Genomic DNA, 21,002 nt, shown 5'->3' with positions numbered 1-21,002 from the left:
CCCCGGCGAACGGCCGGTCGTGGCCGATGGTACCCAGTCAGATGATGGCGCGGGAGCCGACTGTGCGCACCGCGCGCTAAGCCCGGAACCAGATCCTGAGCGTCACGTACATCGCATAGCCCAGGCCCAGCACGCACCACGCCAGGAAGAACATGTTGGCCCAGTAGTCGCCCGCATGCGCCGCCAGTGTGTAGACCTGCCCCACGCAGCCCTTTCCGACACAGGGCACCTCGCCCCGCACCAGGGCGCGCAGCATGGCGAAGAAGAGGTAGCAGGTCACGCCAGCGGTCAGCAGGAATCCGACGGGCCCGACGAGCCCCTGGGTGAGTTCACCCTTCTCATCGCGATAGCCCTTGCGCAGCAGGTTCTGTCCGTACCTGTACCAGGCATATCCGAGCAGGAGCATCAGGGCGTAGTAGAGGAAGGCGCGCATGGGTCCTGTGATCGTCGGGGTGTGGCGGGCGTGAGTGCTTCGGCAATGATCGTAGCCGAGCAACTCACGCGCGCCACCCGCGCCCACTACCGGGCGCTGGCCACGATGGCGATGCCCCGAATCTGCCCGGCGCCGGGCGCGTCCACCGGCTTTGCGTAGCGCGACGGCGCAAAGCGGTGCAGCAGCTCGGCCTCGCGCAGGCGCGCCGAATCCAGGTTCGCCAGCTTCACATGGCCAAAGCCACGCACCGACAGCGGCAGCGCCGCGATGCGTGCGGCGGTCGGCTGGTTGTCGGGGGTCAGCGCGGTGACCATCTCCTGCAGCAGGCGGTCGAAGTGATCGATCAACGCGCGCTCGGTGCGGCGCTCCGCCGTGTGGCCGAACAGGTCGAAGGGCGTGCCGCGCAGGCGCTTGCCGTGGGCCAGCCACTTCATCGCCGGCAGCATCCATCCACCGAGACGCACCTTGGCGGGTGCCTGCCCGTGCGCGGGCCGCGAGAGCAGCGGCGGCGCCATATGGAACTCGAGCTTCAGGTCGCCTTCGAACTGGTCGTGGAGCTTCTGCAGGAACGCACCATCGGTGTACAGGCGCGCGACCTCGTACTCGTCCTTGTAGCTCATGAGCTTCAAGAGGCTGCGCGCCGCGTTGCGCGTGAAGGGCAGGCTCGCGTCGCCGCCCGGCAACGCGGACTCGACCGCCTGCAGTGCGCGAATGCGCTGCTCGAAGCGCGCGGCCCACCCGGCGTTCTGGTAGCCGGTGAGATGGCGGCGCGCATCGGCGAGCAGCGTTTCCAGCGGGCGGTCGTCCACCTGGTGCGCCGCCGCCTCGACCGGTGCCGCGCGCAGCTGGTCGAGTGCCGCGGGGTCGCCGGCCGCGAGCCGCCCGAGCGAGAACGCCGACTGGTTCGCCGCCACGGCCACGCCGTTGAGCTCGATCGCGTGCATGAGCGCCTCGAGGCTCAGCGGCACGAGGCCGCGCTGCCACGCATAGCCGGTGGCCACGATGTTCGCGGCCAGCGTGTCGCCCAGGAACTCCTCGGCCAGGCTCTGCGCATCGAAGGTCTCGACCTGTTCCTCGCCCGCGACGAAGCGCATCTTCTCCAGCAGCAGGTCGACATGCAGGTCGGCATCGGGGTTGCGCAGCGACTCGGCCACGGGAATCTCGTGGATGTTGGCGAGCACGCGCGTGCGCCCGTGCCGCACGGTCTGCAGCGCGTCGGCCGAGGCGCCCACCACCACGTCGCACGCGAGGATGGCATCGGCCTGCTGCGTGTCGATGCGCACCTGGTTCAGCCGCTCGGGCGTGTCGGCCAGCCGCACGAAGCTCAGTACCGAGCCGCCCTTCTGCGCGAAGCCCATGAAGTCGAGCACGCTGGCCGACTTGGCCTCGAGGTGCGCGGCCATCGCGATGACCGCGCCCACCGTCACCACGCCCGTGCCGCCCACGCCGGTCACGAGCAGGTCGTAGGGGCCAGTCCACGCATGCGGCGCGGGATGCGCGAGCGCGCCCACGCGGTGCAGGAAGGCATCGCGCCCGGCCGCCAGCGCCCCGCTCTTGCGGCGCAGCTTGCCGCCGGTGACACCCACGAAGCTGGGGCAGAAGCCCTTGGCGCAGGAGTAGTCCTTGTTGCAGCTGGTCTGGTCGATCTTGCGCTTGCGGCCCATCGGCGTTTCGTGCGGCAGCACGGCCACGCAGTTGCTTTGCACGGTGCAGTCGCCGCAGCCTTCGCACACGGCCTCGTTGATGAACAGGCGCTTGGGCGGATCGGCCAGCTCGCCCTTCTTGCGGCGGCGGCGCTTCTCGGCGGCGCAGGTCTGTTCGTAGATGAGCACGGTCACGCCGGGCATCTCGCGCAGGCGGCGCTGTACCTCGTCGAGCGCGGCGCGGTCGTGGAACTCGGTGCCCGCCGGAAACTTGTTCTTGATGGCGTCGTAGTGGTGGATGGCATCGCTCACGACCACCACCTTGGTGACGCCTTCGGACTCCACCTGTCGCGCGATCGCGTCCACGCTGATGACGCCATCGACCGGCTGCCCACCGGTCATCGCGACCGCGTCGTTGAACAAAATCTTGTAGGTGAGCGTGGCCTTGGCCGCAACGGCCTGGCGGATCGCGAGGTAGCCCGAGTGGTAGTAGGTGCCGTCGCCCAGGTTCTGGAACACGTGTGGCGTCTTCGTGAACATCGCGTGCGAGATCCAGTCGACGCCCTCGCCGCCCATCTGGATCAGGCCCGCCGTGCTGCGGTCCATCCAGTTGGCCATGAAGTGGCAGCCGATGCCCGCGCGCGCCGTCGAGCCTTCGGGCACCTTGGTGCTGGTGTTGTGCGGGCAGCCGGCGCAGAAGTACGGCAGGCGTTTGACCGCATCGCTCGCGTTGGCCAGCAGCTCGGGCGGCGTGAAGTCGCGCACGTGCTGCAGGTGATCGCCCAGGTCGTGGTTCTCCGGAAAGTGCACGGCCAGCCAGTGCGCGACCAGCTCGATGAGGCGCGAAGGCCGCAGCTCGCCGAGCGCCGACACCAGCGGCTGGCCCGCGTGGTCGTGCTTGCCCACGAGCACGGGGCGCGCATCGGGTGGGGCGTTGTAGAAGATGTCGCGCAGCTGCGTCTCGACCACCGCGCCCTTCTCTTCCACGATGAGGATCTCGCCGAGCCCGCGCGCGAATTCCTTGAGGCGCGTCTGCTCGACCGGAAAGCTCAGGCCCACCTTGTACAGCCGCACACCGGCGCGCGCGAGCTGATCGGGCGAAAGCTCGAGCCGTCGCAGCACCTCCATCAGGTCGTGGTGCGCCTTGCCGCAGGTGACGATGCCCACCTTGGCATGCGGGCTCACGATGACGTGGCGGTCGATGCTGTTGCGTTGTGTGAAGGCGGCCACGGCCGCGAGCTTGTCTTCCAGCCGCGACTCGATGCGCAGCGACGGCAGGTCGGGCCAGCGGTAGTGCAGGCCGTCGGGCGGCGCGGCGTGGCCGGTGGCGGCGCGCACGGCGTCGGCGTCTTCCCAGGCGGCGACGCGCGCATTCACCGCATCGAGGTCCACCGTGCCCGCGCTCTCCACGATTTCGGACAGTGCCGCCATGCCGACCCACGCGCCCGAGTAGCGCGACAGCTCGTAGCCGTACAGGCCGAACTCCAGGTACTCGGCCACGCTCGCGGGCTGCATCACGGGCATGCGCCAGGCCATGAAGGCGTGGTCGCTCTGGTGCGGCATCGACGACGACACGCAGCCGTGGTCGTCGCCCGCTACCACCAGCACGCCGCCGTGCGGCGACGAGCCATACGCATTGCCGTGCTTGAGCGCGTCGCCTGCGCGGTCCACGCCCGGGCCCTTGCCGTACCACATGGCGTACACGCCATCGACGGTGCGCTCGGGGTCGGATTCGACACGCTGCGTGCCCAGCACCTGCGTGGCGGCCAGCTCCTCGTTCACGGCGGGCACGAAGCGGATGCCTGTCTTCTTGAAGCGCTCGCCGGCCTTCCAGATGGCCTGGTCGACCATGCCCAGCGGCGAGCCGCGGTAGCCGCTCACGAAGCCCTGCGTGTGCAGGCCGCGTGCCGCATCGCGCTGTTTCTGCATCGCCAGGATGCGGATCAGCGCCTGCGTGCCGGTGAGGAAGACCGAGCCGGCATCGGCCCAGAGGTTGTCGGAAAGCTGGTAGTCGGGCCGTCGGAGTGCGGTCGCTTCAAGTGGGGCGTTCATGCCCGGAATTGTTCTGCGCCCCCCCAAGTAAGTGTTTCTTCAATACACTGGCGCAGACCCTTGTTTGAAGAAGAATTCACTCGAAAATCACGATGAACGTCGGTTCTGTTTCTCTTGACGAGCATTGCCTCAAGATTCTTTCTGCACTGCAGCATGACGGGCGGCAGACCGTGCAGCAGATTTCCGAGGCCGTGGGCCTGTCGCCTACGCCCTGTTGGAAGCGCATCAAGGACATGGAGGCGGCTGGCGTCATCCGCGGCTACACCGCGCTCGTTGACCCCGAGCACGTGGGCCTGCACGTGTCGGCCGTGGCCGAGGTGAACCTCGACCGCCACAGCGAAGCGATGGTGCAGCGCTTCGAAGAAGCCGTGGCCGCAAGCCCGCAGATCATCCGTTGCGTGTCGGCCACCGGGCCCGCGGACTACATCCTCAACGTGACCGTGCCCGACATGAAGCACTACGAGCGCTTCCTGCACGAGGTGCTGTTCAGCCTGCCCGGTGTGACGCACGTGCGCTCGAGCATCGTGCTGCGCGAGATCAAGTCGGAAACGGCGCTGCCGCTCGGGCACCTGCTGGATGCGAAGGCCGGGCTGGCGGGGTCACGGCGGTCGCCGTGAGGCGTGGCGCAGTGGCCTCTAGCGCTTGCGCCGGATGACGTACGCGTTCTGCGCCAGCTCGAAGCCGAGCGTCGGGTAGTAAGACATCGCGTCGGGCGCCGAGAGCAGGATCAACGACACCTCCTCGCCGATGATCGCCTGCGTGCGCTGCACGAGTTCCCGGCCGATGCCATGGCCCTGGTACTTCTTGTCCACCGCCAGGTCCGACAGGTAGCAGCAGTACGCATGGTCGGTCAGCGACCGCGACAGCCCCACCAGTTCGTTGTCGACCCAGGCCGACAGCAGGAGGCTGGGGGCGGCGAACATCCGCGCGATCCGGGCGAGATCGTTCGTGGGGCGCTTGATGCCGGAGCGGTCGAAGACGCGGGCGACGTCGGCCGGGTCCAGGGGCACGTCCTGGCGGTAGTCGATGGTGATGTTGTTCATGAGTTTCTTTGCGTAGCTCCCAGGCTCATTCCGTCTCGGAAGACCCGAGCTTCTTGAGTTCAGCGAACTTGGCCGCCATCGTCGGGTTGCCGCGCGTCAGCTTCTTGATCGTCACGTCCTGTGCCTTGTCGTTCGCAAGGCGCAGGTTGCGATCGGTGCCGAGCAGCGCTTCCTTCGTCTTCTGCAGGTGGTCGATCGACTTGTCGATCTCCGCGATCGCCTTCTGGAAGTGGCCGTGGGCCAGGTCGTAGTTCCTGCCGAAGGCGGCCTTGAAGGTCTCCAGCTCGGTCTCGAACTTCGTGATGTCGATGTTCTGCGCCTTGACCAGCGCCAGCTCCGACTTGTACTTGAGCGAGTTCATCGCCGCATTGCGCAGCAGCGTGATGATGGGCAGGAAGAACTGCGGGCGCACGACATACATCTTCGGGTAGCGATGGAACACATCGACGATCCCGGTGTTGTAGAGCTCGTTGTCGGGCTCGAGCAGCGACACCAGCACCGCGTACTCGCAGCCCTTCTCGATGCGGTCCTTGTCGAGTTCCTTCAGGAAGTCTTCGTTCCGGTTCTTCGTGGCCGTGCGGTCGTTCTCGTTCTTCATCTCGAACATGATCGAGACGATCTCGGTGCCGGCCTCGTCCACGTCGCGGAAGATGTAGTCGCCCTTGCTGCCCGTGCGCGCGTCGTTGTCCTTCTCGAAGTAGGCGCGGGGAAACGCCATCGACCGGATGCGGTTGAACTCGGTCTCGCAGTGCTGCTCCAGGGTCTCGCCCACCATCTTGGTCGACAGGCGCGCCTTCATGTCGCGCAGCCGCTCGATCGCGTCGTCGCGGTCCTTGATCTGTGTTTCGTACTTGTCCTTGAGCGACTTCTCGGCGAGTTGCTTCTCGAGCTCCGCCCGCTCGAGGCCGCTCTTCCACTGGTCCCGCTCCTTCTCGACGACGCTGACAGCCTCGCTGATCGCGAGCTTCTTCGCCACCTCGATGGCGTCGAGCCGGGCCTTCAGCTCCTGGATTTCCACGTCCTTCGCGGCGGCGCTCTTCTGCAGCTCGCCCACGTGCCGTGCCTCGGCGAGCGCGGTGGCGGCCAGCTTGTCCTGCTTGGCCTTTTCAAGCTCGTTGGCGAGCGCGTCGCGCTCCCGTTCCACGGCGCCCAGGGCTTCGCTCACGGCGAGCTTGCGCGCGACATCGCCGGCCTCGAGCTTCGCCTTGAGTTCCTGGATCTCGCCGTCCTTGGCGGCGGCGGCCTTCTGCAGTTCGCCGGCGGCCCGGGTCTGGGCGAGTTCGACGGCGGCGCGCTTGTCGCGCTCGGCCAGTTCCAGCCGCTCGTGCAACTGCTTCTCGAAATCGCCGTCGCGCACCTGCTTCAGGATGTCCGCGTAGCCGGCTTCGTCGATCTTGAATGCCTTGCTGCAATGGGGGCAGATGATTTCGTGCATGGCTATGTGCGCTCCATCGTCAGGGTGGGCGTCGACAGGAGAAGGGGTGCAGCGAAGCGCCGCGCCGTTCGGGCGGGATCGCGGGAAGTGATGCTGTTCATAGGGTCAGGGACATGGAGCCATCCGACTGTAGCCGGACAGGAAGCGCCGGTGAGCGGCAAGCGCTTGAAGACCGAGGCCGACGTCTGCGAGCGAGCGATCCCGTCTCGATCACGTTGCTAGAATCGCCGCTGCAAAAATCGACTCTGACCTGTTCAGAGCTCCATCCAGCCGTAAGCGTTTACGTCAACCAACGCATCACCAGTGGCACCCGCATGCCGACTGGCGGTGCGCGTGGGTCGCTTCGGTGCTCATCGTCCCGCCCATTCGACCGGCTGGTGCCGCCTTTGAAAACTCAAGGAGCGGCGCTCGATGACGAACGTCCAAACAAACTCTTCTTCCCTGCGCACGTTGGTCTGGATGACCCTCGCGCTTTTTCTCGCTTACCTGTCTGTCGCGATGTCGATGCCGGCTGTGACGCTCCACGTGTCGCAGACGCTGGGCATGGGCAACGTCGCGTCTGGCCTGGGCGTCGGCATTGCTTTCTTGTCCACCATCCTGAGTCGCGGCTGGGCGGGTCGGCTCGCTGACGAACGCGGCGGCAAGGTCGCCATGTTCCGGGGCCTTGTCCTCTATGCGGCGGCTTCGCTCCTGTGCTGGGCGTCCTCGCTGCCCGTGCTGGGCCATGGTGTCGGCGCGTACCTGGTTCTTCTGGTGGGGCGCCTCGTGCTGGGCCTCGGGGAAAGCTTCGCGCTCGTCGGCATGCTGGGCTGGGCCATGGCGGCCATGGGCCCCGCGCGTTCCGGGCAGGTCATGGCGCTCGTCGGCACCGGCATGTACGGTGCTTTCGCGGTGGGCGGCCCGCTGGGCCTCTGGCTGCTGGAGCGGCTCGGCTTCGCCGGCCTGATGGCGGGCAGCATCGCCTTGCCGCTGGTCAGCGGCGCGATGCTGTGGTCCATCGCGCCCGCCATGTCGGCACAGGGGCGCCGCGCACCGTTCTCGGATGTGCTGGGGCTCATCTGGAAGCAAGGCGCGGTCGTGGGCCTGCAAGGCGTCGGCTTTGCGGCCTTGGGCGCGTTCTTTCCCCTCTACTTCCTGGCCCATGGCTGGCAGGGTGCCGGCTACGGACTGACATGCTTCGGCCTGGGCTTCGTCCTGGTGCGCCTGCTGGCGGGTCGCTTGCCCGACCGCATCGGAGGAATCAAAGTGGCGCTCGTCTCCCTGGCGATCGAGGCCGTGGGTCAAGCGCTGCTGTGGCTCGCGCCCCATCCCGTCGTGGCGATGGTGGGCGCACTGCTGACCGGCATGGGGTGCTCGATGGTCTTCCCCGCCATGGGACTGGAGGCCGTCAAGCGCGTGCCCGCCCACCTGCGCGGAACGGCCATCGGCGGCTTCGCGGCGTTCCAGGACCTGGCATACGGCGTCACAGGACCGATGGCGGGGCTGATTGCCGACCACTACGGTCACGACAGTGTGTTCCTGGTGGGGTTGATCGCGACGGTTGTGGGGATCGGGATGACGTGGCGGCTGGCGAGGGTGTCTCGCGCTGAGCACGTATCGACGCTGGCCTGAGGCGGCAAGAGAGAGCCGCGTGGCTCTCTCTTCGGCAGCGGCATCCGTCACCTGCGCATGAATCGTTCAATCTGCGACGCGACGTCGTCTGGCGCAGCGTCGCTGCGGAAACGGGCACACGGCATCGCCATGAACTTTGGGAATCGCTCCCGTATCCGCCGCTCCTCGCTCGCGCTGTCACCGCGCAAATACGGCCGCGAAAGCTGGCGTCGCACGATCGCCTCCACGCATGCCTCGAGTTCGAAGGCTGGCAGCAGCAGCGAGGTCAGCGCGTCGATCTCGATGGCGCAACGCAACGTGGGATACCCCGCATCCACGTCTTCCGGATACGTGAGAAATCCGGACGAAAGCGCGAGAACGGTGGGACGGGTCAACGCAGATCGAACCTCCCGATAGACGGCCACGTTCCGCCTTGCATAGCCCAAGTAACCAGACGCCTCGATGACGGCGTCGATGTTCCCTTCGCGGGACATGAAGTGCTGGTCGAGATCGACGAACGCCCAGCCCAGTCTCCGGGCCAGATACGGACCCACAGTGGTTTTCCCCGCCCCGCCGGGTCCGACGAGATGAAGGATCGTTGTCATGCGATCCCGAGGTCGCTCTTCAAGCAAAGGACCGTCGATATTTCACGAGCCCGCGCTTGATCGAGGCATCGAAGCCGCAGCGCTCGAAGAACCGATGAGCATCCGTGCGATCCACCGAACTCAGCAACATGATCTTCGAGCAATCGCTCGCCGCGCAGAACGCCTCGACCTCCCGCATCAGCGCGGCCCCAACCCCTCGGTTGCGAGCAGCCGCGTCGACGACGACGTTCTCAACGACCGCGAACGGCTGCCGCTTGTACATCACGTCTTCGCACAGCGAGACCAGCACCGTGGCGCACACCTGACCGTCGATCTCCGCAACAAGAAGCGCCGTCCGCGGGTCTTCGGACAACGCCTGCAGGCGTTCGGGCAGCACGCAGCGCGCCGCGTCTGCGACCAGTTGGCCGTAGAGCGCATCGATGCGTGCGGCGTCGTCGGACACCGCACGACGGACGCTGAGGGACGGGATGGGCATGCAGGCGGTCTCCGCAAAATGACGTCGGGTTCGGGCGAGGCCCGCTTCTGACTGGATTCTCCCGCAGCCCTGCGCCTGCGAAGCGCGCGACGCCCACATAGACTGTGGAAATGTCCCAGCCCACGCCCGCCTTCAGCACGTCGTCCACCACCAACAACTACGCCGAGAAAACCGCCCGCCTGGTGCCAGGCCTGCACGACCTGCAGACGATGGCAGCCCTGCTCGTCGCCGAACGCGCGCCGGATGCGGCCCACGTGCTGGTCATCGGCGCCGGTGGTGGCATGGAGTTGAAGGTGCTCGCGCAGGCGCATCCCCGATGGCATTTCGTCGGCGTCGATCCGTCGCAGCCCATGCTCGACCTCGCCGCGGAAACGCTCGGTGCGCTCGCCGAGCGGGTCGCGCTGCACCACGGCTACACCGACACCGCACCTGAAGGCCCGTTCGATGCAGCGACCTGCCTGCTGACGATGCACTTCCTGACGCTCGATGAACGCAGGTCGACGCTGAGGGAAATTCGTCGCCGACTGAAGCCCGGTGCGCCGTTCGTCATGGCGCATCTCAGCTTTCCCCAGGCGGACGGGGAGCGAGAGCTGTGGCTCTCGCGCTACGTCGCCTTCGCGGCAGCTTCCGGTGTCGATCCGGACAACGCGCGCAAGGCCGCATCCGCGATCGGCTCGACGTTGACACTGCTCAGCCCGGCGCAGGAAGAGGCACTGCTGGATGACACAGGCTTCACCAACGTCCGCTTGTTCTATGCGGGCATGGCGTTCAGAGGCTGGGTCGCCAACGCCTGAGCGACATCTCCATCAGCGCGCGTTGCAAAACGCCTTGATGTCGTTCTGCGCCACTTCGCGATCGTAGGCGTCGGTGGGCTTGTTGCGGCGCGCTCGGGCACCACTGAGGATGTCCCGGGCCAGCGCACATCGCGAGGCATTCGTGCCGTGGTCGATGCCGTCTGAAACGGCCTTGGGTCCCTTGCGTTCGGGTGGGCCAGGGGGCCAAGGCGACTGCGTCGACGTGGGGAGGCCGGACCGGTCACGTGGACGCCAGTCGCTGGTGGGCGGCGTGAAGGTCTTCGACGTGTCAGGTGGCGGGGAGACTTTCAGTTCCTCGGTCCTGGCGTCGCCTGCATCGGCCTTGCGCTCGGTGTAGTGCGTCTGGCCTTTGGCGTCGACCCACTTGTAGATCTCGGCATGCCCCGGCGATGAAAGCAGCACGCACGTGAGCGTCGCAAGCACAGCGCGAACCAGATTTGAAATCTTCATGGTTGCCCACTGTCAGGTGATGGGTCGAAAGGAGAAACGGATGTCAGGGCCAGTCGATGCAAGAGTGGCAACCGGTGCGACATGCGAAGAATCCTAACCCGCGCCTCACTCCGGCGTCCGCAACTCCGCCCACGCCGTCAGCATCTTCACTTGCGTGCGCAGCCAGCTCGTCGGCATCGACTGCGTGCCCCACACCGCGATGCGGCCCGCGTGTTCGCCCATGAGCCAGAACTGCCGCACCGCCATGAAGGCGGCGACGGCGTCGACATCCGCCGAGGGCAACGGGCGCGCGCTGCGGTAGCCCGCCAGGTAGCTGCGCCAACGCGCCAGCGACGTCGCGTCGAGCGATCCGTCCACGGTGCGCGGGTGCATCGCCCACAGGTACACACACAGGTCATAGGCCAGCCAGCCGGGGCCCGCGTCGTCGAAGTCGAAGAACGAGGCGACGCGCACGCCGTCCAGCCCCTCCGTCACGAAGTTGTTCATGCCGTGGCAATCGCCATGCCCGTGAACGCGCGTCAGGGCCGGCATCGCGGCGATGCGGGCTTCGAGCGCGCGTGCGATGGCGCTGAACTCCGGGCGCAGCGCGTCGGTCATGGTGGGCGCGGCGTGCAGGCGCTCGAGCGATGCGTGCAGCAGGTCGGGCAGTTCCAGGCCGTAGCGGCTCGCGGGGCCGTGGTAGTCCTGCGCGGCTTCGTGCAGCAGTGCCAGGCCGCGGCCGGTGGCTTCGACGTCGGGCAGCACGTCGCCGGGCACGTCGCCGTCGAGGTGCTCGAACAGGATCAGCGGACGCTCGCCCTCGGGCAGGTCCATCGCGACAGCATGTGCGCCGTCGCGTGCCGCCAGCGCACCGGCCACCGGCACGCCCCTGACCTTCAGGTGCACGAGCAGCGCCGTTTCGTAGCCGATGTTGGGGGCGCCGCGCGGGCGGTCGGCGCTCAGGCGCGCGACGGCGTGGCGGCCGTCGGCAAACTGCAGGCCGTAGACATGGTTGAAGCTGCGCCGCAGCAGCTCGCACGACCGGACCTCGCCGAAGTCGTAGGCCTGCGCCACCTTCTCTGCGATGGCGGCGCCCGTGGGCGTGGTCTGTGCGATCTGGGCAGAGCGGGCGGGCGTCGTCACGGGTGCGGCCTTTCGGGAGCGTGGGGCGCGCGATTCTGCCCTACCCTGCGCCGCCTCACCGCGTGGCGTCAACGCTCCAGATCGCGATCGAGCGAAGCGCCCCCGTCCCCCACCTGCCGCCAAGCCGGCGCCAGCGCCTTGCGCGCCGCATTGAGCTCGGCCATCGAGATGTGCAGCTCCGCCATGGTCTGCACCAGCAGCTCGAGCAGCGCGGCGCGCTGGCGCAGCCGCACGGTCTCGGCGCGGCGTGCGCGTTGGGCCTGGCGCGCCGCGGCCTGGATGGCGCGGCCCGTGGGCGAGTCGTGCGAGGGATGGTGGTGGTCGTCCACGGACAGGCCGGATGCGGCGCGCATGGGCAGTGGCATCACGCGGCGGCGGGCACACCCTGGACGGCGGCGGTGGCAGCTGCAGCGGCGTCGGCATTCGCCGCATCGCCGCGCGTCTCGGCGGCGGGGCCGTAGTTGCGCAGGTGCAGGAAGAACTCGCCCATCATCTGCATCCACAGCCGCACGGCAAAAGCCAGGTAGGCGGGGCTGACGCCGCCGGCCACCACCACGTCCATCTCGAGCACGACGAAGTCGCCGTGCTGCGCCACGCGCGCAAAACGCTTGCTGCGGTGCCAGGCGGCGAGTACGGCCTCGGGCAGCGTGCCGCCCTGCACGCGCAGCGGGCAGCTCAGGGTGAAGTCGGTGTACTGGGTGGTGGTGACGGCGTTGCCCCACAGCACCTGGAAGCCGATGCCGTGGCTGGCGCTGTGCAGGCGCACCACGCCATCCTGTTCGATGGCGGTGACGGCGCCGCCGGCGGCCTTGATGGCGTCCGACACCTGGTCGGGCGTGACGGCGTCGAGCATGTCGAAAGGCGCCGGCGTGGCGGCCTGGTCGTCGGCTTGCGGGGTCGTGGCGGTGGTGTTCATGGTGTGGTTCTTCTTTCTGAAAAGGGGGAATGGGTTCAGTTGGTTTTCTTGAGCGCGGCGTCGAGCGCGGCGCTGTCGATGCTCAGTTGCGCCGGTGGCGCCAGCTGGGCCATGTAGGCCTGCACGAGTTGCTGCTGCCGCTGCTGGCGCAGGGCGGCCTGCAGTTGCGGCTTCATTTCCTCGAGGGTGGCGGTGCGCGCGGGCTGGGTGTCGAGCAGCTTGACGATGTGAAAGCCGGCCTCGGCCTGCACCGGCTCGCTGACCTGGCCCTGCTTGAGCTTGGCCACGGTGTCGCGCAGCTCAGGGAGGATGCGCGCGAGCGGCAGCGTGTCGACCTCGCCGCCACGTTCGGCGCTGCGGCGGTCCTGCGAGCTGGCGCGCGCCACGGCGGCGAAGTCGCCGCTGCGGGCCTGCTTGGCGAGGCGGTTGGCTTCGTCGCGCACCTTGGCGATGGCGGCCGGGTCGCGCTCGGGCGTGGCCAGGTAGATCTGCGCCACGCGGTAGGCGGCCGGCAGGTTGAAGCCGGTCTTGCCCTGGTCGTAGGCGGCCTTCACCTCGGCGTCCGACGGAAAGCCCGCGGGCACCTGGCTCACGGATTCGAGGTAGCTGGTGGCGACGATGCGCGCGGTGATCTCGCGCGTGGCGGCGTCGATCTTCGCCTTCACGTCGGGCCGGTCGGCCCAGCCCTTGGCGCGGGCATCGCGCAGCAGCGCTTCGCTCACGAGGCGCTGGCGCAGCCAGCCGTCGAGGCTCGCGCGGTCGGCCTTGACGGCGGCGCGTTCGGTCTCGGGCAGGGTCTGCAACAGCTTCTCGATCTCGTCCTGGCCGATGGTCACTTCGCCGATGCGTGCGACCACGGCGGGGCCGGGCGCAGCGGGTTGCTGGGCGGCGGCCACGCCGACCGACGAGACGAGCAGCACGCCGGCTGCCGCGCGCAGGCGGCGGCCGAGCCCGGCTGCGGGAGTGGTTTGTGCGGGGTTCATTGGGGCTTTCCTTCCGTGGCGGATGCAGCGGCCGCAGGCGCCGGCGCGCTCACGGCGCGCACGTCGAAGCGGCTCTCGTAGAGCTTGTCGCCGTACTGCTGCGCGATCTGTTCGTACTTGACACGGCTTTGCGCCGCGAAGGGCTGGCGCGAGGCGAGCACGCTGCCCACGTCCATGGTTTCGTAGGCGCGCAGCACTTCCTGCCCGACGGCATACAGCTGCGTGTTCTTGGCCTCGCACTGCGTGAGCGCGGTGCGCTGCAAGGCGGCCTCGCCGGCCAGGCGCTGGCGCTCGGCCTCGGAGGCGCGCGCCATCTTCAGCAGCTCGTCGTACGCGCCGCGGAACTGCGCGATCTGCGCGCCCGCCTTCTCGCTGGCGACCTGGGCCTGCTCGCGCAGCTGCGCGTTGCCGGCGCTGGCCTGGCCGCGCGCGTGGCGCTCGGACGCGAGCTGGGCCTGGCTGGCGGCCAGTTCCTTCTTCAGCGTCTCGAGCTCGGATGCGGCCGGCGCCGCACCGGGTGCCGCGGGCGCCTTGCCCGCGGGCTGGCCGGCCTTGAGCGCGGCCAGCTCGTTCTGCGCCTGCTGCAGCTGGGTGGTGGTGGTGCGCAGCTGCGCGCGCAGCCGCTCCTCCATGCTCTGGCCCTGCGGCTGCTGGGCCTGCGCGACGCCGGCCGTGGCGGCCAGCGCGGCCAGGGCCAGCGCCGGGAAGATCGTTCGGGACACGGCGGACTCCTTCTTAGAAACGCGCATTGAATTCGAGCTGCAGGGTGTCGATCGACAGCGGCGGGCCGTAGACCTCCTTGGTCGAGATCCAGCGGCCGGTGAACCACATGTTCTTGTCGATCGCATACGAGCCGCCCAGGAAGTAGCCGCGCGCGTTGGTGCCGCCGCCGTGGAAGCTCGAATCGTTGTAGCCGTCGGGCATGGCGTCGGGCTCGATGCGCTTGTAGCCCGCGAGCACGTTCCAGTCGCCGCGTGCGGCCGGTGCCGGCTTGCCGTAGGTGGCCTGCAGCATGTAGGCGTTGCCGCCGCTCTTGAAGTCGGACTGGGTGGTGCCGCCGGTCGGGCCGAAGTTGTTCACGATGGCGCCGCGGATGCCGCCGCGCTTCCAGATGTCGTTGGCGTCGTAGGCGGTGTTGCGCACGAAGTTGGCGTCCAGGCGCAGGTTGTTGCCGGCCACCTGGGTGTCCCAGCGCAGGTTCAGGTCGATCAGGCGGAACTTCGAGGCCAGGCCCACGTACTGCGGCTGCGGCGTGCCGGCCGGATTGAGCGGGTCGAGCGAGATGTCGCGCAGCAGCATGAGCGTGTTGCCCTTCTGCATGAAGGCCGGGCGCGACCAGTCGGTGCTGCAGCCGTCGGCGCCCGCGTACAGCGCGCAGGGCTCGGAGACCTGGCCGCTGACGTTGCGGAAGTTGTAGTACGCCAGCGCGCCGCGCACGCGGTTGTCTTCGTTGATCTTCCAGTCGGCGCCCACCTGCGCGCCGAGCAGCCACTTGTTCTCGCTCTTCATCTTGCGCTGGCTGCGCGTGGGCGAACCGTCCGCCGAGTACTCGAGCGGAATGAGGCCCAGCGTGCCGAACAGCGACAGGTCGCGGTTCGCAGCCAGCTTCTTGTCGAACTGCGCAGCAATGCCGTCGAAGTTCAGGTCGCTCGAATACAGCAGGTCGGTCGACATGAAGGGGTTGGCAAACCGACCGCCGGTCACGGTGAGCCAGTCGGTCGGCTTGTGCGAGATCCACATCTGGTCGAGCCACACGCTCTTCTTGCCCAGGCCGCCGCCCAGCGTGGTGGTGGTGGAGACGGGGCTCTCGTCGCTGCCCGAAGCCAGGCGCACGCCGGCCTTGGTGTTCTCCGACAGGTCGGCCAGCAGGCCCACGCGCGCGCGGGCGCGGAACAGGTTGCGGCGGTCCTGGCGCGTGTTCAGGATCGACGGCAGCGACAGGTTGGTGTTCGGGTTGACGTCGTAGCCGCTGCCCTGGTTGAGCGAGGGCCAGTTGATCTCGATGTCGCTGTTGTTGCCGGCGTAGCTGCGCGATTCGTTGCGCACGCGCACGTCGCCTTCGAAGCGGATGCGCTTGCTCCACTCGGGCGTCTCGTTGGGCGCGGCCCAGCCTTCGTCCTTGGCCTGGGCCATGACCTGCGCCTTGACCTCGTCGCGGATCTGGTCGCGCACGGTCTGCGAGATGTAGGGCACGCGCACGTCACCCGCTTCGAGGCGCATGCCGCCCGCGACGGTGGCCGACGCAGCGGTGGCCGACACGGCCGCCTGGCGCTGCGCCTGCTGCGCGGCGATGGCTTCGGTCTGGGCCTGGGCCAGCAGCGCTTCCCCCACGTCCTTGGCGAGCGTGCCGCTTTGAATGAGGCCGCGGATCAGCTTGACCATGGCGGATTCGCCCGCGGGCGCGGCGGTCTGGGCCATGGCGGTGCCGGCCGACAGCACGAAGGCGGAGGCCACGGCCGCCGCGAGCGCGCACTGGCGGAGGGCCGGCATCGCGCCCCGGCGCGGGAGGGTGTTGTGCAGGGTGTTCATCGCTTCGTTCACTGGAGGAAAGGAGTCGGGCCGGGCGTCGGCCGTACAGGTGTGGAAAGTCATGGCCGGCGGCCTTTCATCGACACGCGCATCGGAAAGCGCATCGAGGCCGGCGGACGTTCGTCGACGCGATCGAGCCCGCGCACCAGCGCCAGCACGGCCTCGTCGATGTCCTCGGTGCCGGTGCCGCGCACCAGCTGGGCGCGCGTGGTCTTGCCGTCGGCGCCGAGCCACAGGTCGATCTGGATGTCGTCGAACACCAGCTGGCGCGTGCGCGGGTCGCGCGACAGCGCCTGCTGCAACATGCTCGACACGTAGCGCGCATACGAGCCGCTGCCCAGGCCGCCGCCACCGCCGGTGCCGCTCATGCCGCCGCCGCTGCCGGCCTGGATGCCGAAGGCGTCGTTGCCAGCCTGGCCGGCGCTGTCCATGGTCACCGGGTCGCCCAGGTCTTTCGAGGGGCTGGGCGGCGCGTCGTCCTTCGGCGCTTCCAGCGGCTCGACCGGCTTGGGCTCGGGCTCGACCACTTCGGGCTTGATCTTTTCCGGCTCGGGCTCGGGCAGCTTCTCGGGTTCGGGCGGCGGTGGCGGGGGCGGCGGCAGCATCAGCGTGGGCGCGTCGGCCACCACGCGCTTCTGGCTCGCGGTGTCGGACAGGAGCCGCCACACGAGCAGCGCCAGCGCCACGACGATCGCCAGGCCGATGACCACCCCGCCCCAGCGGCGCCACAGCGCGGCCGTTCCACCTGCACCACTGGAGCGCGGCGCAGGCAAGGCAGAAGAAATCGGGTCGCGAGGGTTCACGCTCCGGTCCTCACTTCTGCTTGCCGGTCACGAGGCCGATCTGGTTCAGCTCGATGCGGCGCAGCAGGTCGAGCACGTCGACCACCTTCGCGTACTGCACGCTGGCATCGCCGCGCACGATCACGGGAAAGTCGGGCGACAGCGCCTTCTCGGTGCGCAGGCGCTCTTCGAGCTCGGGCAGCGTGACCGGGTAGGCGTCCAGGAACACGTTGCCGGCGTTGTCGATCGTGATGGCCTTGGTCTTGGGCTTCTCCAGCGCCACCGAGGCGCTGGCCTTGGGCAGGTCGACCTTGATGCCCGGGATGCTGGCGTTGCTGGTGAGGATGAAGATCACCAGCACCACCAGCAGCACGTCGACGAAGGGCGTGATGTTGATGCCGCCCGTGCGCTTGCGCACGGCGAACTTCGCGGCTGTGTTTGCCATGGTGCGCGGTCCTCAGGCGCGGCGCGCCTGCACGGCCACCGGCAGCGAGCGGCCCTCGCCCTGCTCTTCGGCCAGGCGCGTGACGAACTCGTCGACGAACACGGCCATGTCGGCGCCGATGGCGTCCGAGCGCGAGGCCAGCCAGTTGTAGCCGAACAGCGCGGGGATCGCGACGCCCAGGCCGGCGGCGGTACACAGCAGCGCCGCAGCCATGCCGGGCGCCACCGAGTTGATGTCCACGGCGCCGGCCATGGCCGCCACCACGAACACCAGCATGATGCCGATCACGGTGCCGAACAGGCCCACGTACGGCGCGCCTTCGATGGTGGTCGACAGCCAGTTCATGCGCTTGGACATGCGCTCGGTCTCGCGCACCATCACGCCGTCCATCGCGGCGCGGATGGCGCCGATGGTGGAGGCCGACACGGCGTTCAGGTCGTAGCCGCGGTCATGGCGACGACGCATCTCCTCGATGGCCACTTCGTACAGGCGCCACAGCGAGGAATCGGCACGCACCTCTTGCGGCACGGTGTTGTTGGTGGCCAGGCGGTCCAGCGGCGCACCGGCGGCTTCGCGGAAGTGCTCGATGAAGGTGGCGTTGGCGCGCGAGGTGGCGCCGAAGTTGCGGCCCTTGCCGATCATGATGGCCCACGACAGCGCCATCATCAGGCCCAGCAGGCCGACCACGATCCACGCGTCCAGCGGCATCGCGGCCAGGATGAAGCCGAAGTGGCTCTTGCCGGCCTGCTGCTCGTCGGGACCGAAGGCGGCCAGGCGCGACTCGGCGCCTTGCGACACGGCATCGGCCAGCAGCAGCGCGTCGGGGCGTGCGACCTTCGACAGGCGCACTTCGTCGATCGCACCGGTGAACGGCGCAAAGCCGGCCACGGGTGCAGCGCCCGGTGCAGCGGGTGCGGCAGCCGGTGCATCGGCGCCGAGCGCGGCCGCGGTGTTCAGCGCGGGCAGCTTCGCGGCCAGCGACACGGCCGGACGGCCGCCCACATACAGCGCGACGCTGTCGCCCTCGGCCTTCACCGCCAGGTGCGACCACTGGCCGGCCTGCACCGGCTGGCCGGGCGTGCTGCGCTGGCCGTTCACCTGCACGAAGGGCACGCCCTGGTCGATGCCGACCACGAGCTCGCTGGCGCCGTCGCGGCGCGCATAGATCGCCTGGCGCGCACCGAGCGAATCGGGCTTGATCCAGGCCGAGAAGGTCAGCGTGCCGCCGGCCGTCACGGCCAGCGAGGGCGTGGCGGGCAGCATCAGCGCGCCGTTGCCGAGCTGGGCGCCCTTGCCGATGACCGTGCCTTCGACGGGCACCGCCGCGGTCTGGCCGTTGTTGCCGTAGGCGGTGGTGTCGCGCGGCGGCACTGCGCCTTCGGCGAAGTGGTAGACCAGCGTGTAGTCGGGGTCGAAGCTGCGCTGGCCGTTGCCCGAGGCCGGGGCCTTGGGGTTGCCGTAGTACATCCACAGCTTTTGCGGCGTGCCGGCCGAGACGTTGGGCACGTCGACCCAGATCAGCGCGATGCCCAGCAGCGGATCGAACTGCTCGATCTGGTGGTTGAGCACGGTCTTGTCGTCGCCCGCGACAAAGCGCAGGTCGGCGCCGGTCTCGCTCACGCCCTCGAACTTGAAGTTGCCCGTGTGCAGGCGCACCAGCACCGGCACGCGGCCGGCATCGCTGCCGATGGCGCCGGCCTGCGGGCCGCCGTCGATGGTGACGGGTTTGCGGTAGGCCCACTCGGCCTGCCACCAGGCATGGGCCAGGCCCGGCAGGAGCGTGCTCAACAGCGTGAGCGCGATGAAAAGAAGTCGTCGCATGACAGGGTTCTCCGGAAAGCTCGTGGAATGAGAAAAAAATCGAAAAGAGGAATGGCTGTTGCCGTCGGTCGTTCGTTCGGTCAGTAGCTCGCGGTGATGCTGAAATTCACCTGCGTGTCGTGCTTCTTGGTGCGCGGGCCGTCGACCAGCGGATAGCCGATGTCGACGCGGCCCGAGAAATACGTGCCCACCTTGAAGGTCGTGCCCACGCCCACCGAATACAGCGAGAAGCGGTCGGCCTGCTCGGGCAGCGGGCTCTTCAGGCGCAGCCGCGCGGCGTCGGCAAAGGCGTACACGCGCCAGTTCTCGACGGTGCTTCCCAGGAAGGCGAGCGGCTTGCTGCGCAACTCGACCGAGCCGACCACGCCGTAGTCGCCGGTGGCCTCGGCCGAGAGGTAGCCGCGCACCGAATTCATGCCGCCCGCGGCGATCTGCTCGCTCGAGACGAGCGGCGAATCGGTCATCTGCGCGTTGACGCGGAAGGCCACCTGCGTGCCGCCCTCGAAGCTGTGGGCGCCGTTGAGGTCGGTCTTGAGCACCATGAAGCTGGGCGAGGCCTTGTAGCGCTTGTAGTCGAAGGCCGCCCAGTCGCTGCCGTACTTGAACGAGCTGCTCGTGCCCGCCACCAGCGACACGCCCACGCCGTACTGGCTCTTGTCGGTCTGGCGGAAGCCCGAGTACGACAGCGTGATCGGTGCGTACTTGAGCGGCACGGTGTCGCCGCTGCCCTTGAGCGTCAGCGCTTCCTTGTTGTTCTTGAAGTCGACGCCCACGCTGAAGGCGTGCCACCAGTTGCCGGTGTTGGGCACCGTGTAGGTGGCCTTCAGGCCGATCGAGTGGCCCTTGCCCAGCACGGTGGTGCCGCCCACGGTGGCCACGTTGCTGTCGGACACGAAGGCGTTGGCTTCGAGGCTCCAGTTCGTGCCCTTGAGCGGCGCGTTGTACGAGGCCGAGAACACCTGCGTCTGGTTCAGGTCCTGCGGCGCGCCGAAGAAGCTGATGGAGGCGCTGTGGCCCATCTGCCAGAGGTTGTCGTGGCCCAGCGAGGCGCTGGCGCGCAGCTTGCGCGTGTCGGCGCTGTAGTCGTTGTTCAGGCCCACGCTGGCGCGCCACGGGCTCTGGTCCTCGACCTTCAGGTCGACGTCCATCGTGCCCGGCATCGCGCCGGGGCGCACCAGCGGCATCACCTGGCGCTTGGGGCTGCGGTTGAGCGCGGTGAGCTCGGCCTGGGCCTTGTTGAAGTCGGGCACGCCGCCCTCCTTCAGCGCCGGCACCTGGTCGCGCACGTCGAGCGGCGAGTTGTACTCGGCGCCCACCACGCGCACGCGGCCCACGCGGGTCTCGTTGACCTGCAGGAACACCACGCCCTGCGTGACCTGCTGTTCGGGCAGGTCGACGTACACCGACTGGTAGCCCGCCGCCTGGTAGGCCGCGAGCAGCGCGTCGCGCGCGCCCTCCACGTCCTTGAGCGTGCGCTCGGGGCCGAGGAAGGGCGTGACCGCCTTCTCGATGGCGCGGGCGTCGAGCACGGTGTTGCCGCGCACGATGTATTCGGCGATGTCGACCTTGCGGGCCGGTTCGGTGGCCGCGGGCGCACCCGCGGCCGGTGGGGTGGCCGAGGTCGCGGCCGGCGTGGAGACAGCGGCAGGTGCTTGTGCGAAGGCGCCCACCGGGGCACCGATCGCCATCACCGCCAGCCACACCGCTCTCCAGCAGGTCGGTGGGGCGTTCTTCTTCATGTCATGCATTTACAGCTCGGTTCTCAAGGATGAAGCTCGCGTGGCAGCGGCTCATGGTGGAGAGCCTTCATGTCGCTGCTGCGTACCGATACCTAGACGCACGGCGTGCGCGGCGACTGTCGTT

The 21,002-nt window shown here is 68.5% G+C and carries 20 protein-coding genes; 3 read left to right on the top strand and 17 right to left on the bottom strand.

Translation table 11 applies throughout. The annotated features are described in order from the left end of the window. Positions 1 to 76: 76 nt before the first annotated feature. Positions 77 to 433, bottom strand: coding sequence for a hypothetical protein (locus VHAB30_RS06740; RefSeq protein ID WP_159276257.1), 357 nt, complete (start codon positions 431 to 433; stop codon positions 77 to 79). Between the two features lie 86 nt (positions 434 to 519). Beyond that, the gene (locus VHAB30_RS06735; RefSeq protein ID WP_159276256.1) at positions 520 to 4,128 is read right to left on the bottom strand and encodes an indolepyruvate ferredoxin oxidoreductase family protein; all 3,609 of its coding nucleotides are present in this window, start codon (positions 4,126 to 4,128) and stop codon (positions 520 to 522) included. Between the two features lie 92 nt (positions 4,129 to 4,220). Here VHAB30_RS06735 and VHAB30_RS06730 point away from each other — a divergent pair, with 92 nt between their 5' ends. Then, positions 4,221 to 4,745 carry an Lrp/AsnC family transcriptional regulator gene (locus VHAB30_RS06730; protein WP_062474115.1) on the top strand — a complete coding sequence of 175 codons (525 nt, stop codon included), beginning with the start codon at positions 4,221 to 4,223 and terminating at the stop codon, positions 4,743 to 4,745. Positions 4,746 to 4,763: 18 nt separating this feature from the next. Here VHAB30_RS06730 and VHAB30_RS06725 read toward each other — a convergent pair whose 3' ends face one another. Then, the gene (locus VHAB30_RS06725; RefSeq protein ID WP_062474113.1) at positions 4,764 to 5,171 is read right to left on the bottom strand and encodes a GNAT family N-acetyltransferase; all 408 of its coding nucleotides are present in this window, start codon (positions 5,169 to 5,171) and stop codon (positions 4,764 to 4,766) included. Positions 5,172 to 5,196: 25 nt separating this feature from the next. Then, positions 5,197 to 6,606, bottom strand: coding sequence for a DUF2130 domain-containing protein (locus VHAB30_RS06720; protein WP_159276255.1), 1,410 nt, complete (start codon positions 6,604 to 6,606; stop codon positions 5,197 to 5,199). A 411-nt stretch (positions 6,607 to 7,017) separates the two neighbouring features. On the opposite strand from VHAB30_RS06720, the gene VHAB30_RS06715 reads away from it, so the two are divergent. Continuing rightward, on the top strand, positions 7,018 to 8,217 hold the full coding sequence (locus VHAB30_RS06715) for an MFS transporter (protein ID WP_159276254.1): 1,200 nt from the start codon (positions 7,018 to 7,020) through the stop codon (positions 8,215 to 8,217). A gap of 47 nt (positions 8,218 to 8,264) precedes the next feature. Here the strand turns inward: VHAB30_RS06715 and VHAB30_RS06710 are convergent, their stop codons facing one another. Together VHAB30_RS06710 and VHAB30_RS06705 are read right to left on the bottom strand one after the other, a co-directional pair. Then, positions 8,265 to 8,801 (bottom strand): shikimate kinase, encoded by a 537-nt coding sequence (locus VHAB30_RS06710; protein WP_095947043.1) that lies wholly within the window; start codon positions 8,799 to 8,801, stop codon positions 8,265 to 8,267. Positions 8,802 to 8,820: 19 nt separating this feature from the next. Continuing rightward, on the bottom strand, positions 8,821 to 9,276 hold the full coding sequence (locus VHAB30_RS06705) for a GNAT family N-acetyltransferase (RefSeq protein ID WP_159276253.1): 456 nt from the start codon (positions 9,274 to 9,276) through the stop codon (positions 8,821 to 8,823). A 110-nt stretch (positions 9,277 to 9,386) separates the two neighbouring features. Here VHAB30_RS06705 and VHAB30_RS06700 point away from each other — a divergent pair, with 110 nt between their 5' ends. After that, positions 9,387 to 10,070 (top strand): class I SAM-dependent methyltransferase, encoded by a 684-nt coding sequence (locus VHAB30_RS06700; protein WP_159276252.1) that lies wholly within the window; start codon positions 9,387 to 9,389, stop codon positions 10,068 to 10,070. Between the two features lie 12 nt (positions 10,071 to 10,082). Here VHAB30_RS06700 and VHAB30_RS06695 read toward each other — a convergent pair whose 3' ends face one another. From VHAB30_RS06695 to VHAB30_RS06650, 11 genes are all read right to left on the bottom strand, one after another. Continuing rightward, positions 10,083 to 10,541, bottom strand: a complete 459-nt coding sequence (locus VHAB30_RS06695; protein WP_159276251.1) for a DUF4124 domain-containing protein — start codon at positions 10,539 to 10,541, stop codon at positions 10,083 to 10,085. A gap of 105 nt (positions 10,542 to 10,646) precedes the next feature. Beyond that, a complete protein-coding gene (locus VHAB30_RS06690; RefSeq protein WP_235926484.1) occupies positions 10,647 to 11,663 on the bottom strand; it encodes a phosphotransferase enzyme family protein in 1,017 nt (338 codons plus the stop codon). A 68-nt stretch (positions 11,664 to 11,731) separates the two neighbouring features. Continuing rightward, on the bottom strand, positions 11,732 to 12,016 hold the full coding sequence (locus VHAB30_RS31110) for a hypothetical protein (protein WP_070061194.1): 285 nt from the start codon (positions 12,014 to 12,016) through the stop codon (positions 11,732 to 11,734). An 11-nt stretch (positions 12,017 to 12,027) separates the two neighbouring features. Continuing rightward, a complete protein-coding gene (locus VHAB30_RS06685; RefSeq protein WP_159276249.1) occupies positions 12,028 to 12,579 on the bottom strand; it encodes a YbjN domain-containing protein in 552 nt (183 codons plus the stop codon). 35 nt (positions 12,580 to 12,614) lie between these two features. Then, on the bottom strand, positions 12,615 to 13,562 hold the full coding sequence (locus tag VHAB30_RS06680) for a peptidylprolyl isomerase (RefSeq protein ID WP_159276248.1): 948 nt from the start codon (positions 13,560 to 13,562) through the stop codon (positions 12,615 to 12,617). Next, positions 13,559 to 14,284 carry a hypothetical protein gene (locus VHAB30_RS06675; RefSeq protein WP_235926476.1) on the bottom strand — a complete coding sequence of 242 codons (726 nt, stop codon included), beginning with the start codon at positions 14,282 to 14,284 and terminating at the stop codon, positions 13,559 to 13,561. The genes VHAB30_RS06680 and VHAB30_RS06675 overlap by 4 nt, the downstream gene beginning before the upstream one ends. A gap of 13 nt (positions 14,285 to 14,297) precedes the next feature. After that, the gene (locus VHAB30_RS06670) at positions 14,298 to 16,154 is read right to left on the bottom strand and encodes a putative porin (RefSeq protein WP_235926474.1); all 1,857 of its coding nucleotides are present in this window, start codon (positions 16,152 to 16,154) and stop codon (positions 14,298 to 14,300) included. Continuing rightward, positions 16,151 to 16,894, bottom strand: coding sequence for an energy transducer TonB (locus VHAB30_RS06665; RefSeq protein WP_223301347.1), 744 nt, complete (start codon positions 16,892 to 16,894; stop codon positions 16,151 to 16,153). Before VHAB30_RS06665 ends, VHAB30_RS06670 begins: the two co-directional genes overlap by 4 nt. A gap of 10 nt (positions 16,895 to 16,904) precedes the next feature. Beyond that, positions 16,905 to 17,318, bottom strand: a complete 414-nt coding sequence (locus tag VHAB30_RS06660; RefSeq protein ID WP_062474100.1) for an ExbD/TolR family protein — start codon at positions 17,316 to 17,318, stop codon at positions 16,905 to 16,907. 12 nt (positions 17,319 to 17,330) lie between these two features. After that, complete coding sequence (locus VHAB30_RS06655; protein WP_159276247.1) at positions 17,331 to 19,139, bottom strand: DUF2341 domain-containing protein; 1,809 nt, start codon at positions 19,137 to 19,139, stop codon at positions 17,331 to 17,333. A gap of 80 nt (positions 19,140 to 19,219) precedes the next feature. Continuing rightward, positions 19,220 to 20,878, bottom strand: coding sequence for a ShlB/FhaC/HecB family hemolysin secretion/activation protein (locus VHAB30_RS06650; RefSeq protein WP_308789333.1), 1,659 nt, complete (start codon positions 20,876 to 20,878; stop codon positions 19,220 to 19,222). Positions 20,879 to 21,002: the final 124 nt, after the last annotated feature.

The sequence above is a fragment of the Variovorax boronicumulans genome, assembly GCF_009811375.1.
Classification (GTDB): domain Bacteria; phylum Pseudomonadota; class Gammaproteobacteria; order Burkholderiales; family Burkholderiaceae_C; genus Variovorax; species Variovorax boronicumulans.
This window is presented reverse-complemented; position numbering and strand designations above follow the sequence as displayed.

Excerpts from the sequence above, each read along its gene's own strand:
- VHAB30_RS06740 (WP_159276257.1), bottom strand. The coding sequence starts at position 433 with ATGCGCGCCTTCCTCTACTACGCCCTGATGCTCCTGCTCGGATATGCC.
- VHAB30_RS06735 (WP_159276256.1), bottom strand. The coding sequence starts at position 4,128 with ATGAACGCCCCACTTGAAGCGACCGCACTCCGACGGCCCGACTACCAG.
- VHAB30_RS06730 (WP_062474115.1), top strand. The coding sequence starts at position 4,221 with ATGAACGTCGGTTCTGTTTCTCTTGACGAGCATTGCCTCAAGATTCTT.
- VHAB30_RS06725 (WP_062474113.1), bottom strand. The coding sequence starts at position 5,171 with ATGAACAACATCACCATCGACTACCGCCAGGACGTGCCCCTGGACCCG.
- VHAB30_RS06720 (WP_159276255.1), bottom strand. The coding sequence starts at position 6,606 with ATGCACGAAATCATCTGCCCCCATTGCAGCAAGGCATTCAAGATCGAC.
- VHAB30_RS06715 (WP_159276254.1), top strand. The coding sequence starts at position 7,018 with ATGACGAACGTCCAAACAAACTCTTCTTCCCTGCGCACGTTGGTCTGG.
- VHAB30_RS06710 (WP_095947043.1), bottom strand. The coding sequence starts at position 8,801 with ATGACAACGATCCTTCATCTCGTCGGACCCGGCGGGGCGGGGAAAACC.
- VHAB30_RS06705 (WP_159276253.1), bottom strand. The coding sequence starts at position 9,276 with ATGCCCATCCCGTCCCTCAGCGTCCGTCGTGCGGTGTCCGACGACGCC.
- VHAB30_RS06700 (WP_159276252.1), top strand. The coding sequence starts at position 9,387 with ATGTCCCAGCCCACGCCCGCCTTCAGCACGTCGTCCACCACCAACAAC.
- VHAB30_RS06695 (WP_159276251.1), bottom strand. The coding sequence starts at position 10,541 with ATGAAGATTTCAAATCTGGTTCGCGCTGTGCTTGCGACGCTCACGTGC.
- VHAB30_RS31110 (WP_070061194.1), bottom strand. The coding sequence starts at position 12,016 with ATGCGCGCCGCATCCGGCCTGTCCGTGGACGACCACCACCATCCCTCG.
- VHAB30_RS06685 (WP_159276249.1), bottom strand. The coding sequence starts at position 12,579 with ATGAACACCACCGCCACGACCCCGCAAGCCGACGACCAGGCCGCCACG.
- VHAB30_RS06680 (WP_159276248.1), bottom strand. The coding sequence starts at position 13,562 with ATGAACCCCGCACAAACCACTCCCGCAGCCGGGCTCGGCCGCCGCCTG.
- VHAB30_RS06670 (WP_235926474.1), bottom strand. The coding sequence starts at position 16,154 with ATGACTTTCCACACCTGTACGGCCGACGCCCGGCCCGACTCCTTTCCT.
- VHAB30_RS06660 (WP_062474100.1), bottom strand. The coding sequence starts at position 17,318 with ATGGCAAACACAGCCGCGAAGTTCGCCGTGCGCAAGCGCACGGGCGGC.
- VHAB30_RS06655 (WP_159276247.1), bottom strand. The coding sequence starts at position 19,139 with ATGCGACGACTTCTTTTCATCGCGCTCACGCTGTTGAGCACGCTCCTG.
- VHAB30_RS06650 (WP_308789333.1), bottom strand. The coding sequence starts at position 20,878 with ATGAAGAAGAACGCCCCACCGACCTGCTGGAGAGCGGTGTGGCTGGCG.